The organism is Gordonia westfalica (assembly GCF_900105725.1).
Classification (GTDB): Bacteria; Actinomycetota; Actinomycetes; order Mycobacteriales; family Mycobacteriaceae; genus Gordonia; species Gordonia westfalica.
The window spans coordinates 1,542,480-1,556,639 of record NZ_FNLM01000034.1 but is presented as its reverse complement, the minus strand read 5'-3'; the positions used below and the strand labels follow the sequence as shown (position 1 = coordinate 1,556,639).

Sequence of the window (14,160 nt, the reverse complement as noted above, 5' to 3'; positions counted from 1 at the left end):
AGCCGCAAGCACCGGGGAGGTCGAAGTGCCCGAACCACTGGTTCGGGCCGCCTGTGCGGGGCCACTCCCAAGAACAAGATCGTGAGAATTTCTCGCGCTCTGGGAGGGCTCATCGGAGCCGGACTCGTGACGAGGACGTCTGGTGGGTGTGTGTTCTTTGAGAACTCGATAGTGTGATGATGAATTGTCTGATGCCATATTGTGGCATCGAGCATCTTTTGTGGATGTAGATGTTTATTTTGTGTGTGGCGCTCGGCCCCGTCTGGGTGTCACACGAAAAGCTAGTTTTGGATTGGTCAGGTTTTGCTTTCCTGATTGTGTTGAAACGCCGGCGCCTTTTGGGGGGTTGGTTTTGTTTCGCTATTTTTTCATGGAGAGTTTGATCCTGGCTCAGGACGAACGCTGGCGGCGTGCTTAACACATGCAAGTCGAACGGAAAGGCCCAGCTTGCTGGGTACTCGAGTGGCGAACGGGTGAGTAACACGTGGGTGATCTGCCCTGAACTCTGGGATAAGCCTGGGAAACTGGGTCTAATACCGGATATGACCTTGGAGTGCATGCTCTGGGGTGGAAAGCTTTTGCGGTTCAGGATGGGCCCGCGGCCTATCAGCTTGTTGGTGGGGTAATGGCCTACCAAGGCGACGACGGGTAGCCGACCTGAGAGGGTGATCGGCCACACTGGGACTGAGACACGGCCCAGACTCCTACGGGAGGCAGCAGTGGGGAATATTGCACAATGGGCGCAAGCCTGATGCAGCGACGCCGCGTGAGGGATGACGGCCTTCGGGTTGTAAACCTCTTTCACCAGGGACGAAGCGTGAGTGACGGTACCTGGAGAAGAAGCACCGGCCAACTACGTGCCAGCAGCCGCGGTAATACGTAGGGTGCGAGCGTTGTCCGGAATTACTGGGCGTAAAGAGCTCGTAGGCGGTTTGTCGCGTCGTCTGTGAAATTCTGCAACTCAATTGTAGGCGTGCAGGCGATACGGGCAGACTTGAGTACTACAGGGGAGACTGGAATTCCTGGTGTAGCGGTGAAATGCGCAGATATCAGGAGGAACACCGGTGGCGAAGGCGGGTCTCTGGGTAGTAACTGACGCTGAGGAGCGAAAGCGTGGGTAGCGAACAGGATTAGATACCCTGGTAGTCCACGCCGTAAACGGTGGGTACTAGGTGTGGGGCTCATTTCACGAGTTCCGTGCCGTAGCTAACGCATTAAGTACCCCGCCTGGGGAGTACGGCCGCAAGGCTAAAACTCAAAGGAATTGACGGGGGCCCGCACAAGCGGCGGAGCATGTGGATTAATTCGATGCAACGCGAAGAACCTTACCTGGGTTTGACATACACCAGACGCATGTAGAGATACATGTTCCCTTGTGGTTGGTGTACAGGTGGTGCATGGCTGTCGTCAGCTCGTGTCGTGAGATGTTGGGTTAAGTCCCGCAACGAGCGCAACCCTTGTCCTGTATTGCCAGCGGGTTATGCCGGGGACTTGCAGGAGACTGCCGGGGTCAACTCGGAGGAAGGTGGGGATGACGTCAAGTCATCATGCCCCTTATGTCCAGGGCTTCACACATGCTACAATGGCTGGTACAGAGGGCTGCGATACCGTGAGGTGGAGCGAATCCCTTAAAGCCAGTCTCAGTTCGGATTGGGGTCTGCAACTCGACCCCATGAAGTCGGAGTCGCTAGTAATCGCAGATCAGCAACGCTGCGGTGAATACGTTCCCGGGCCTTGTACACACCGCCCGTCACGTCATGAAAGTCGGTAACACCCGAAGCCGGTGGCCTAACCCCTTGTGGGAGGGAGCTGTCGAAGGTGGGATCGGCGATTGGGACGAAGTCGTAACAAGGTAGCCGTACCGGAAGGTGCGGCTGGATCACCTCCTTTCTAAGGAGCACAACGCACGGGGGCTTGGCCCCGTGGACCCCCGCTTCTGTGGCCGAATGAGTCACGGCGGGTGTGTTCGAGGGTGAAACATCAGACAAACCGATGACTGTTGCCGCTACATGGTGGTGGCAGTTGGGTTGCTGCCAGGTCGTGAGGCCGGTGGGTTCATTGTCACGCTATCGGGGTTCTGAGAGAACACGCGGCATGCTTTCGGGTGTGTGTGGGTTGTCTTTGACCTAGCTGTTCGGCCAATCATGCTGGTGAGGTGTCCTGTGATGGGGCGCGGAGGTGTGGGCGGTGGGATGGTGTGTGTTGTTTGAGAAGTGCATAGTGGATGCGAGCATCTTTATTTCAAATCAACAATTTTTTGTTGGTCTGTGATTTAGCAGAAATGTTTTTGTGATGTCTACACTGGTGGGGGATTGTGTCTCTTGGTGGGCCCTGGTTTTTGGGGGTTCACGGGGCGGAGCCCCTGTGGGTGTAGGTGTTGTTGTAAGTGTGTAAGGGCGTTCGGTGGATGCCTTGGTACCAGGAGCCGATGAAGGACGTGGTAGGCCGCGATAGTCCTCGGGGAGTTGTCAAACGAGCTGTGATCCGAGGGTGTCCGAATGGGGAAACCCAGCACGAGTGATGTCGTGTTACCCACCTCTGAATGTATAGGGGGTGTGGAGGGAACGTGGGGAAGTGAAACATCTCAGTACCCATAGGAAGAGAAAACAATATGTGATTCCGTGAGTAGTGGCGAGCGAAAGCGGATGAGGCTAAACCATGCGCATGTGATACCGGGTAGGGGTTGTGTGTGTGGTGTTGTGGGGTTCGTCTTCTTCCATCTGCCTGTGGAAGCGTGAGTCAGAAAATCGTGTGTTAGGTGAAGTGGCCTGGAATGGTCTGCCGTAGACGGTGAGAGTCCGGTAGCTGAAAACACATGGTCTTGCGTGATGGATGCCCAAGTAGCAGCGGGCTCGTGGAATCTGCTGTGAATCTGCCGGGACCACCCGGTAAGCCTGAATACTTCCTGGTGACCGATAGCGGACAAGTACCGTGAGGGAAAGGTGAAAAGTACCCCGGGAGGGGAGTGAAATAGTACCTGAAACCGGACGCTTACAATCCGTCAGAGCCTGTGCAGTCCTTGTGGCTGTGGGTGATGGCGTGCCTTTTGAAGAATGAGCCTGCGAGTTAGTGCTCGGTGGCGAGGTTAACCCGTGTGGGGTAGCCGTAGCGAAAGCGAGTCTGAATAGGGCGTAAGAGTCGCCGGGTCTAGACCCGAAGCGGAGTGATCTACCCATGGCCAGGGTGAAGCGACGGTAAGACGTCGTGGAGGCCCGAACCCACTTCAGTTGAAAATGGAGGGGATGAGCTGTGGGTAGGGGTGAAAGGCCAATCAAACTCCGTGATAGCTGGTTCTCCCCGAAATGCATTTAGGTGCAGCGTCACATGTTTCTTACCGGAGGTAGAGCTACTGGATGGCCGATGGGCCCCACAGGGTTACTGACGTCAGCCAAACTCCGAATGCCGGTAAGTGAGAGTGTGGCAGTGAGACTGCGGGCGATAAGGTTCGTAGTCGAGAGGGAAACAGCCCAGATCGCCGGCTAAGGCCCCTAAGCGTGTACTAAGTGGAAAAGGATGTGGGGTCGCGAAGACAACCAGGAGGTTGGCTTAGAAGCAGCCACCCTTGAAAGAGTGCGTAATAGCTCACTGGTCAAGTGATCCTGCGCCGACAATGTAGCGGGGCTCAAGTACACCGCCGAAGCCGCGGCACTCACACAACAGCCCGTTGGTTTTCTACGGAGAATCAACCAGGTGTGTGGGTGGGTAGGGGAGCGTCCTGCATCCGTGGAAGCCGCAGAGTGATCTAGTGGTGGAGGGTGTGGGAGTGAGAATGCAGGCATGAGTAGCGAAAGAAGAGTGAGAAACTCTTCCGCCGAATGACCAAGGGTTCCTGGGCCAGGCTAATCCGCCCAGGGTGAGTCGGGACCTAAGGCGAGGCCGACAGGCGTAGTCGATGGACAACGGGTTGATATTCCCGTACCCGTGTATCCGCGCCCATGCTGAATCAGTTGTACTAACCATCCAGATCCCCCGGGAGCACCTTCGGGTGCCGGGTGGGGTGATGCATGGGACCTTGGCTGGTAGTAGGCAAGCGATGGGGTGACGCAGGAAGGTAGTGGGGCCAGTCAGTGGTTGTACTGGTGTAAGCCTGTAGGGCGTGTTCTAGGCAAATCCGGAACACATGCAGCCTGAGAGGTGATGCGTAGCCGAAGTGGTGAATTCCATGATCCTATGCTGCCGAGAAAAGCCTCTAGTGAGTTGGTACACGGCCCGTACCCCAAACCAACACAGGTGGTCAGGTAGAGAATACTAAGGCGATCGAGAGAACTGTGGTTAAGGAACTCGGCAAAATGCCCCCGTAACTTCGGGAGAAGGGGGACCCAGACTGGTGACGATCTTTACGGTTTGAGCTGGTGTGGGTCGCAGAGACCAGAGAGAAGCGACTGTTTACTAAAAACACAGGTCCGTGCGAAGTCGTAAGACGATGTATACGGACTGACGCCTGCCCGGTGCTGGAAGGTTAAGAGGACCGGTTAATCACTTCGGTGGTGAAGCTGAGAATTTAAGCCCCAGTAAACGGCGGTGGTAACTATAACCATCCTAAGGTAGCGAAATTCCTTGTCGGGTAAGTTCCGACCTGCACGAATGGCGTAACGACTTCTCTGCTGTCTCAACCACAGACTCGGCGAAATTGCAGTACGAGTAAAGATGCTCGTTACGCGCGGCAGGACGAAAAGACCCCGGGACCTTCACTATAGCTTGGTATTGGTGTTCGGTTCGGTTTGTGTAGGATAGGTGGGAGACTGTGAAGTGGGCACGCCAGTGTTCATGGAGTCGTTGTTGAAATACCACTCTGATCGTATTGGACTTCTAACCTCGGACCCTGATCGGGTTCAGGGACAGTGCCTGGTGGGTAGTTTAACTGGGGCGGTTGCCTCCCAAAATGTAACGGAGGCGCCCAAAGGTTCCCTCAGCCTGGTTGGCAATCAGGTGTTGAGTGTAAGTGCACAAGGGAGCTTGACTGTGAGACGTACATGTCGAGCAGGGACGAAAGTCGGGACTAGTGATCCGGCACCGGCAAGTGGAAGCGGTGTCGCTCAACGGATAAAAGGTACCCCGGGGATAACAGGCTGATCTTCCCCAAGAGTCCATATCGACGGGATGGTTTGGCACCTCGATGTCGGCTCGTCGCATCCTGGGGCTGGAGTAGGTCCCAAGGGTTGGGCTGTTCGCCCATTAAAGCGGCACGCGAGCTGGGTTTAGAACGTCGTGAGACAGTTCGGTCTCTATCCGCCGCGCGCGTAAGAAACTTGAGGAAACCTGTCCCTAGTACGAGAGGACCGGGACGGACGAACCTCTGGTGTGCCAGTTGTCCTACCAAGGGCACCGCTGGTTAGCTACGTTCGGAAGGGATAACCGCTGAAAGCATCTAAGCGGGAAGCCTGTTCCAAGATGAGGTTTCTCACCCTCTTAGCAGGGTTAAGGCCCCCTACAGACCATGGGGTTGATAGGCCAGAACTGTAAGCACAGTAATGTGTTCAGGTGACTGGTACTAATCGGCCGAGGACTTACCAACAACACTGTTGTTCACACAGCAAGACCCCTACATGTTTTTTTGGGGTTCACGGGGGCGTAGCCCCCCGTGTGATCGCATCCACTATGACACTTCTGAAACAACACACAACAAACAAATAGCCTGTTGTGGGTTGTTTTATAGAGTTACGGCGGCCATAGCGGAGGGGAAACGCCCGGCCCCATTCCGAACCCGGAAGCTAAGCCCTCCAGCGCCGATGGTACTGCACCTTAATCAGTGTGGGAGAGTAGGACACCGCCGAACACAATTTCCATTGTGGCCCTACACGAGTAATCGTGTAGGGCCACAATGCATTTCCCGGTGGGTTTCTGCGGCCGGCCCGGCCGGCCGTCTGAGACACAGAAATGCCCCGCGACCTCGTCGTCGCGGGGCATTTCCCGTCTCTGAGTACTCAGCTGAGGTGGTGCACTTCGGCCAGGCCGTAGACCGGGGTGTCCAGACCCTCGTACCGTGCCTTGAGCTGCAGTGCCAGGTACAGCGAGTAGTGGCGGGACTGATGCAGATTGCCGCCGTGGAACCAGAGACCCGGCTGCTGCGTCGGCTTCCACATGTTGCGCTGCTCGCCCTCCCACGGACCGGGGTCCTTGGTGGTGTCGGAGCCGAGGCCCCAGACCTTGCCGACGCGATCGGCCACGTCCTGACCCATCAGGTCGGCGGCCCAGCCGTTCATCGATCCGAACCCGGTTGCGTAGACCACGACGTCGGCCTCGAGTTCGGTGCCGTCGGAGAGGACGACGGAGGTCTCGGTCAGGTGATCGAGCTGCCCCTGGACCAGTTTGATGGTGCCGTTGGCGATGAGCTCGCTGGCGCCGACGTCGATGTAGTAGCCCGAGCCGCGTCGTAGATACTTCATGAACAGACCCGAGTCGTCGTCACCGAAGTCGAGCTTGAAGCCGGCCGCCTCGAGACGGTCGTAGAACTCCTTGTCCTGCTCGCGGATCTGGTTGTACACCGGCACCTGGAATTCGTGCATGATCCGGTAGGGCAGCGACGCGAAGGTGAGATCGGCCTTCTTGGTGGTCATCCCGGAGGCCACCGCTTCCTCGCTGTAGAGCCCGCCGAGAGCAATCGATCGAAGAGAATCCGACTTCACGATGTGCGTCGACGAGCGCTGCACCATCGTGGCGTCGACGCCGTTGTCCACCAGGGCCTTGCAGATGTCGTGAGCGGAGTTGTTCGACCCGATCACGACGACCTTCTTGCCGGCGTAGGCGTCGGGGCCGGGGTGTTGGCTGGAGTGGTGCTGTTCGCCGGCGAAGATGTCCTGACCCGGAACGGTCGGGATCGACGGCTTGCCGGACATACCCGTGGCCAGCACGAGCTGCGTCGGATGGAGTGTCAGGCGCTCGCCGTCACGGTCGATCTCGACGGTCCAGCGTTCCTGCTCCTCGTCGTAATCGGCGGACAGGCAGGTGGTCTTGCTCCAGTAGGGGACCTCCATGACCTTGGTGTAGAACTCGAGCCAGTCGCCGATCTTGTCCTTGGGAGCGAACACCGGCCAGTTCTCCGGGAAGGGGAGGTACGGGAGGTGGTCGTACCAGACCGGGTCGTGCAGGCACAGGGACTTGTACCGCTTGCGCCACTGGTCGCCGGGTCGGTCATGACGGTCCACGACGATCGACGGCACCCCTAGCTGGCGGAGGCGTGCTCCCAGCGCGATGCCGCCCTGCCCGCCGCCGATGACGAGGACGTACGGCTGAACGGTGCGACCGAGTTCGAGTTCCTCGTCGGCCTTCTTCTCCGCCCATGAGCGGGTGTCCGGATCGGAGCCGTGTACAGCGCCGAGCACGCGGGTCGGGCCGCGGCGCTCTTCGTGGTCCTTCAGCTCCTGCATCGTGGTGAGGAGCGTCCACGCGCGGTCGGTGCCGTCCGAATCCGGGCGGATACGCACGTGACCCTCGCAGCGTCCGACAGCGGTCTCGAAGGAGATGAACGCCGACGCGACGCCGTCACCGTCGTCGGTGGCGTCCTCGGTCGTCGCGAAGCCGGCGGGACGGGTGTCGGCCAGACGGGCCGTCAGCATGTCGCTGATCTGCTCGTGGCCCTCGACCGTCTTGATGTTCCAGGTGAAGGCGGTGAGGTCGCGCCAGTAGCTGTCGGTGAGGAACGCATTCGTCGCACGACCGACGTCGAGGGCCGACAGGGCCGCCTCGAACTCCTCCAGCCACGCGTCGATTCGCTGCTGCGGTGTGCGGTCGGTGCTGACGACCGGCTCCAGCGTCTGGGTCATTGTCTCTCCTCAACAGTTCCGGGTGGGCCGCCGATAGTGACGCGGACCACATTGGTGCTGTGGACAGGAGACGCCCCGGTGACCCGCCGCGGCAAGGGTTGCAGCCCGTTGCGACCCCACCCGTCGTTGCACCGGTTCTGTGATGTGACGCACAATCTTGGTGATGATGACTTCCGACCACGTCTCCGATCTCGAGCCGGCCGTCCAGGCCGGCGACGATCCGCGGGAGTTCGCGCACGTTCTCAGCGCGGTCCACGATGCGGCGATGTCGGGCGGACGTATGCCGGCACGCCCGCGCACGGTGATCGACGATTCCTGGCAGCGGCTCCGCAAGGCGGGCCTCGACCCGGACGCGGACACTGCGGTCGAGCGGGGCCTCGACGTCGAGGAACTCGAGGAGAGGCGTCGGCAGTCGGGACTGATCGATGTCGTCGACGAGCTTGCGCGCGGTCTGGACTCGCTCATCGCCGACGGGGACAACATCCTGGTCATCGCCGATGCGCGCGGACACGTGTTGTGGCGCAGCGGGTCGTCGAGGGTGCTCAACCGCGCCGATCATCTCGGATTCATCGAGGGTGCGGACTGGGCCGAGGCCTCGGTGGGGACCAATGCGATCGGTACCGCTCTGATGTCCGGCCGGTCCATCCAGGTTTTCTCCGCGGAGCACTTCGTGCGCAGTCATCACTCCTGGACGTGCACCGGCGCACCGATCAAGGACCCGCGCACCGGTGACGTGCTCGGCGTCGTCGACGTGAGTGGCCCGGCCGCGACGATCCACCCGACGACCCTGGCGCTCGTGCACGCCGTCGCCCGGTTGGCCGAGTCTCAGTTGCGCGAACAGCATCATCGACGCCTCGACTGTCTGCGTGCGGTTGCCGCACCGATTCTGGCCCGTTCACCGGGGCCGGCGCTGGCGGTGGATGTCGACGGCTGGGTTGCCGCCGTCGATGCGGTGTCCCCGCGCTCCCGGCTGCTGTTGCCGCGCGGTGTGGGACCCGGCCGGTCGTTCTTCGGCGCGCTCGGCGAATGCGACGTGGAGGCGCTGCCCGGTGGATGGTTGGTGCGGGTCGCGGACGCCTCGGATGCTTCGACGACGCGGGTCTCGATGCGCACGGTGACGACGGCATCCGGCGGGGAGTGCGTCGAGGTGTCGGTCGAGGGCGCCAGCGGGGGATGGACCCACCGATGCTCCCCGCGTCACGGGGACATCCTCACTTTCCTCGCGCAGCACCGGCCCGGGGTCACCGCTGCGCAGATGTCGATGCACCTCTTCGGCGTCGACGACCGGGCGGTGACCGTGCGTGCCGAGATGTCGCGGCTGCGCAAACGTTTCGGCGGCCTGCTGATGGCGGGGCCGTACCGCTTCGCCGACGGGGTCGAGGTGCGGCTGCACGGCTGAGCCCTGAATACCGTCCCTGAAGAGCGCCCGCTGGAGCTGCCTCTCGGACACATAGTCGTCGACGGCTCTGCTGAGGGCGGACTCCAGTTCGCCCCGGCGTCAGTCGAATTCGGCCAGAACCAGTCCCCGGTCGTAGGCGTAGACGATCGCCGCGGCGCGATCCCGCAGGTCGAGTTTGGTGAAGATGTGGTTCACGTGACTCTTCACCGTCACCTGCGAAATGCCAAGTGTCGTACCGATCTCGGTGTTGGTCAGACCGCGGGCGATCAGGCGGAGGACGTCGGTCTCGCGGTCGGTCAGATCCGGTGCGGTCGAGGCCTGTTCGCGGCCGGCCCGCCGGAATCCGTTCAGCACCCGCTCGGTCACCGCGGGATCGAGGAAGGCGCCGTCGCGGACCACTGCACGGACCGCCCAGATCAGCGCCTCGGCGGGGGAGTCCTTCAGGATGAAACCGGCCGCACCCGCCCGGAGCGCGCCGGAGAGCAGATCGTCGTCGTCGAAGGTGGTAAGCACCAACACCGGTGGCGGTTCGCGGAGGGTCCGGAGCATCGTCGTGGCGGTGATGCCGTCGATGTTGCGCATGCGCAGATCCATCACCACGATGTCCGGCCGGTGTTCGGCCACCGCGGCGAGAACCTCTGAGCCGTCCGCACATTCGCCGACGATGTCGAAACCGTCGCGGAGCCGGAGGATGCGCCGCAGGCCGGTTCGGATCAGCTCCTGATCGTCGACCAGCAGGACGCGGATCGGGTCGCTGCCGCTGTCGGTGGGAGCTGTGGACGTCATACGCCCAGCCCGTCGGTCATGACCCGCGCCGGCATCGTGGCCCGAACCTTCCATGTCCCGCCGTCGTGGGAGGTCTCGAGATCGCCTCCGAGCAGGGCGGCGCGTTGTGTCATGCCGTCGATCCCGGTCCCGCCTCGATCTTTCGACCGACCGCCGAGGTGGGGGTTCTCGATCGTGACCGCGACCGAGTCGCCTACGATGACGGTCACCGCGGCCCGGTTGGCGGTCGAGTGTTTGACGACGTTGGCGAGGGATTCCTGGGTGATCCGGTAGACGGCTGCCGAGACGGGATCGGAGAGCGCCGCGAGATCGCCGTCCACGCGGTGGGAGACGTGGACTCCGGCCTTCCGGTAGTCGTCGACCAGCGCGGCGAGATCGCGGCACCCGGGTGGTGCCGTCGGCGGCTGCGTCTCGTCGGCGCCGAGTACGTGCACGATGGTCCGGATCTCGGACATCGCCTGCCTGCCCTGGCGTTCGGCGTCCGTCAGGGCTTCGAGTGCCTCGTCGACATCGCGATCCTGTTCCAGGGCGCGCCGCGCGCCGGTGACGTTAAGCATCGTGATCGACAACGAGTGCGCGATGACGTCGTGGATCTCCCGGGCGATGCGACGACGTTCGTCGCTGGCGGCGCGATCGGCACGCTCACGCAGGACCCGGGCGCGATTGTCGGAGAGGCGTTTCTGGATCAGGACCATGTAGCCGATCAACCAGCCGCAGGCGACGCCGAGTGCGTACAGGGCCGGGGACTCGAGGCCGCCGAAGATGCCGAACACCACGACCAACGCGATACACAACACCGCCACGCGGATTCCGATGCGCAGCGAGTACATCGCGGCACCGATCGCCGCGGAGAGGATCAGCTGTAGCGGCGCGGCGTCGTTGGGCACCGGAACCATCAGGAAGCACAACGTGCTCGCGAGCACGGTGAAGCACACGAAGGACGACGGCGGCAGGCTCAGATCGAGCACGAGGGTGCCGCACGCGAAGGCGAGTGCGGCGATCACCCAGCCGAGCTGGTCGAACGGGTACCGCTGGGCCACCGAGACCACCGTGACGGCGACACTCGCCGACAGGATGACCGCCGGATACAGCGGCGGGTAATCCCCACCGGCACGCTCTATCCGACGCCGCAGTTCGGCTCCGAGACCTGCTGTGAAGCTCGTCACCGTTCCAGAATAGGTCTGCAGAACCCTCGCACCTCCGCCCGGCGATGGATTCTGTCCTCCACCCGTGGGTGGAGGACGGTTCATCCCGCGGCATGGCGATTCGGGTTCGTCGTCTCCATAGCGTTGTGAGCAGCACATTCCACCACGCCGAGAGGACGAGACGATGAGGCTGCTCCCCGGACGCAACGGCTCTCGATGGGTCGCGTCACCCGAGAATTCAGAACTGCACGGGCTGTCCGTGGGACGGCCGGTACTCGTCGGCGCCTCCGGCAGCGAGGCGTCCCGTCGAGCTGTGAAGGCCGCGGTGCGCGCGACCGGGGGGACGTCCGACGTCATCCTGGTCTGCGCGACCCGACGCAGCCGGCGGGACGAGGCCCCGACCGGACTGCACGATGCCCTCAAAGACGAGTCCTATCTGCTGACCGGTCAGGCCACCGTCGCCGAACAGCTGCGGACAGCGCGGGAACTCGCCTTCTGGCTCGGTGCGCGGTCGGTGGCGACGTACTCCGATTTCGGCGACCCGGTGACGGTGTTGCACCACGCGGCCGATCGATTCGGAGCCGGAACGGTCGTGCTCGGTGCGGCCGGTGGACGGCCGGGGTGGACGGCACGGGCACTGCGCAGGCGGCTCGACCCGGGCATCGACCTCGTCGTCACCGATGGGGCGGTGCATCACCGTCGCCGGTTCGAGGCACGGCAGCCGTCCACCTGGGGCATCGGCTGGGCACTCCCGGAAAAGGGGTCTCGTACGGCCCTCACCACGTGACACGATGGGGGCATGCAGGTCACCGATGAGACACATCTTCGGGAGATCGTCGGACATCCGATCGAGATGGTCCGCAACAAGGTCAAGCCGACCCTGTCGGAGATCCATCGCGACTGGCTCGCCGAATCCCCGATGGTGTTCCTGGCGACCGCGGACGAACACGGTCGGGTCGACGTGTCCCCCAAGGGCGATCCGCGCGGGAAGGTCGTCCACGTCATCGACGACACCCGCATCGCAATCCCCGAGCGACCGGGCAACAAGCGGGTCGACGGCTACCTCAACATTCTCCGGAATCCTCACGCGGGCACCGTTTTCCTGATCCCGGGCCGTGGCGACACGCTGCGGGTCAACGGTCCCGCACGCATCGTCGACGACGGCGACTACTTCGACGAACTGGCGGTCAAGGGCAAACGGCCGATTCTCGCGGTCGAGATCGACGTCGACGAGGTGTTCTTCCACTGCGCCAAGGCATTCATGCGATCGGACCTGTGGAAGCCGGACACGTGGGCCCCCGACGTGCTGCCGTCGACCGCGGCGATCACGAAACTGGTCCTGCCCGAGGTCGACGAGGAGGCGCTGGAGAAGCGGTACTCCGAGGAGAACTACCGCAAGATCCTGTACTAGCCCTTCGATACGCCCCTCCGCGGGCTCCGGGGCTACTCAGGGAGCGGGGTACGCCCCTCCGCGGGCTCCGGGGCTACTCAGGGAGCGGGGTACGCCCCTCCGCGGTACGCCCCTCCGCGCGCTCCGGGGCTACTCAGGGAGCGAGGGTCAGCAGCGCCGCGGCGATCTCGTCCGCGGGCTCGAGTGGCAACGTGTGGTGAGTTCCGCTGCCCAGGAGCATGATCCGCGCATCAGGGAGACAACCCCGAATCTTCGCGGAGACGCGGGCGGCGTCGTGCGCCCGGCTGTCCGGTGCGAGTACCGCGGTGACCTCCTTGCCGCCCCGCAGCATCGAGAATGCTTCGCGGGAGGGACGTTTGGGGACGATCGTCCGGCCGGTGGGGAACCGCGCCCCGGCGCAGTACATCTCGACCCAGGTCTCGTCGAGGGGGGCGCCTGCGGTCTCCCACGACAGGAATCGGCGCTGTCGCTGCGGAGTCGGGGCGACGAGCGTCGGCAACGCGTGGGCGAGGTAACCCAACCGCAGACCGGCGAAACACGATGTCGGATCGAGGAGGACGAGTCGACGCACCCGCTCGTGGTGGAGCCCGGTTGCGTAGGCCAGCGCGATCATCGCGCCGTACGAGTGGCCCACCAGATCAACGGTGTCGAGGCCGAGGTCGTCGAATACCGCATCCAGCCACGCCAACAGGTCGTCGGGGGTGCGCGGTCGGCCGGGCCCGGGGCGTGAGCGACCGGCGTCGCCGATGATGTCGATCGTCAGGACGCGACGACGCTCGGCGAGGGGTCCGGCGACGTTCACGTACGACGCGGATGTGGCGCCCCCGCCGGGGAGCAGGACCAGCGGGGTGCCCGGCGCATCGCTGTAGCTGTTGACGCGAGTCACGCCGTGACCGGTCTCGACCTCGATCGGACGGCCTCCGCTCCGCGCGATGAGGGAGTCGTAGGCGGTGAAGAAGGTCCTGCCGTCGGAGGAGTCGGCGAAGTATTGCGGTGACGGTCGTGCCATCAGAGCCTCCCGTGGGTATCTCGATGATCGAGAGATTAGATCATCGAGTGAATGTCGTAAAGTGGTCCCGTGGCAAACGACGACCTGGTCCATCGCCTGCGGGCGCTGACCGTCGAACTCGAGTCGGTCGGGTCCGAGTTCGCGTCGCGGAATGTTCTGCACGCCACCGATGTGCGTGCTCTCATCGCGTTGCTCGACCGATCGCGCGCCGGAGTGGTGGCAACCCCCGGTTGGCTCGCCGGCCACCTCGGCCTCAACTCTGCGTCGACGACGGCGTTGATCGACAGGCTCGAATCACGTGGCCTGGTGACGCGGACCCGGGACGAGGCCGACCGTCGCAGGGTTGCGCTGCACGTCACCGACGCGGCCCAGGACATGGGCTGGGCCTTCTTCGGTCCGCTCATCGACCGTGTGCAGACCGTCGCGGAGGGATTCTCGGACGCCGACCTCGATATCGTCAGCGCCTTCCTCGACCAGGTCATCACGGCGGTAGGGGATCTGCGCGGGTCCTGAACGGCCAGGTGAACGACCGTTTGTCGCGTTTCACCGACCGATCGGCGCACGACGACGGACCTGACTTGGTGTCGGGTGTCACACCTATACCCTCTAAGGGCGGCGTGGCACACGTCAGTGTCCCGCCATGCGTG

8 protein-coding genes and 3 rRNA genes are annotated in these 14,160 nt (G+C 62.7%); 7 read left to right on the top strand and 4 right to left on the bottom strand.

Going from position 1 to position 14,160, the window contains the following annotated elements; all coding sequences use genetic code 11:
* The first annotated feature begins 367 nt into the window (after positions 1-367).
* The 3 genes from BLU62_RS12600 (at position 368) to rrf (ending at position 5,776) form a co-directional block, all read left to right on the top strand.
* Positions 368-1,890: ribosomal RNA gene (locus tag BLU62_RS12600) — 16S ribosomal RNA — on the top strand.
* Positions 1,891-2,380: 490 nt separating this feature from the next.
* Positions 2,381-5,515: ribosomal RNA gene (locus tag BLU62_RS12595) — 23S ribosomal RNA — on the top strand.
* Positions 5,516-5,659: 144 nt separating this feature from the next.
* Positions 5,660-5,776: ribosomal RNA gene (rrf, locus tag BLU62_RS12590) — 5S ribosomal RNA — on the top strand.
* The 16S, 23S and 5S rRNA genes sit together here, the layout of an rRNA operon.
* Before the next feature lie 148 nt (positions 5,777-5,924).
* Here rrf and BLU62_RS12585 read toward each other — a convergent pair.
* A complete protein-coding gene (locus BLU62_RS12585) occupies positions 5,925-7,763 on the bottom strand; it encodes a flavin-containing monooxygenase (protein ID WP_074849911.1) in 1,839 nt (612 codons plus the stop codon).
* 163 nt (positions 7,764-7,926) lie between these two features.
* Between BLU62_RS12585 and BLU62_RS12580 the strand changes: the two genes are divergently transcribed.
* Entirely contained in the window at positions 7,927-9,162 is a 1,236-nt protein-coding gene (locus tag BLU62_RS12580) for a helix-turn-helix domain-containing protein (protein WP_074852873.1), read from the top strand.
* Positions 9,163-9,261: 99 nt separating this feature from the next.
* Here the strand turns inward: BLU62_RS12580 and BLU62_RS12575 are convergent, their stop codons facing one another.
* A complete protein-coding gene (locus BLU62_RS12575; RefSeq protein ID WP_074849910.1) occupies positions 9,262-9,948 on the bottom strand; it encodes a response regulator in 687 nt (228 codons plus the stop codon).
* On the bottom strand, positions 9,945-11,114 hold the full coding sequence (locus tag BLU62_RS12570) for a sensor histidine kinase (protein ID WP_074849909.1): 1,170 nt from the start codon (positions 11,112-11,114) through the stop codon (positions 9,945-9,947). Before BLU62_RS12570 ends, BLU62_RS12575 begins: the two co-directional genes overlap by 4 nt.
* A 163-nt stretch (positions 11,115-11,277) precedes the next feature.
* Between BLU62_RS12570 and BLU62_RS12565 the strand changes: the two genes are divergently transcribed.
* Positions 11,278-11,880 carry a universal stress protein gene (locus BLU62_RS12565; RefSeq protein WP_074849908.1) on the top strand — a complete coding sequence of 201 codons (603 nt, stop codon included), beginning with the start codon at positions 11,278-11,280 and terminating at the stop codon, positions 11,878-11,880.
* 12 nt (positions 11,881-11,892) lie between these two features.
* On the top strand, positions 11,893-12,504 hold the full coding sequence (locus BLU62_RS12560; RefSeq protein WP_074849907.1) for an MSMEG_1061 family FMN-dependent PPOX-type flavoprotein: 612 nt from the start codon (positions 11,893-11,895) through the stop codon (positions 12,502-12,504).
* 133 nt (positions 12,505-12,637) lie between these two features.
* Here BLU62_RS12560 and BLU62_RS12555 read toward each other — a convergent pair whose 3' ends face one another.
* Positions 12,638-13,513 (bottom strand): alpha/beta hydrolase, encoded by an 876-nt coding sequence (locus tag BLU62_RS12555; protein WP_074849906.1) that lies wholly within the window; start codon positions 13,511-13,513, stop codon positions 12,638-12,640.
* A gap of 69 nt (positions 13,514-13,582) precedes the next feature.
* On the opposite strand from BLU62_RS12555, the gene BLU62_RS12550 reads away from it, so the two are divergent.
* Positions 13,583-14,026 carry a MarR family winged helix-turn-helix transcriptional regulator gene (locus tag BLU62_RS12550; protein WP_074849905.1) on the top strand — a complete coding sequence of 148 codons (444 nt, stop codon included), beginning with the start codon at positions 13,583-13,585 and terminating at the stop codon, positions 14,024-14,026.
* The last annotated feature ends 134 nt before the right edge of the window (positions 14,027-14,160 follow it).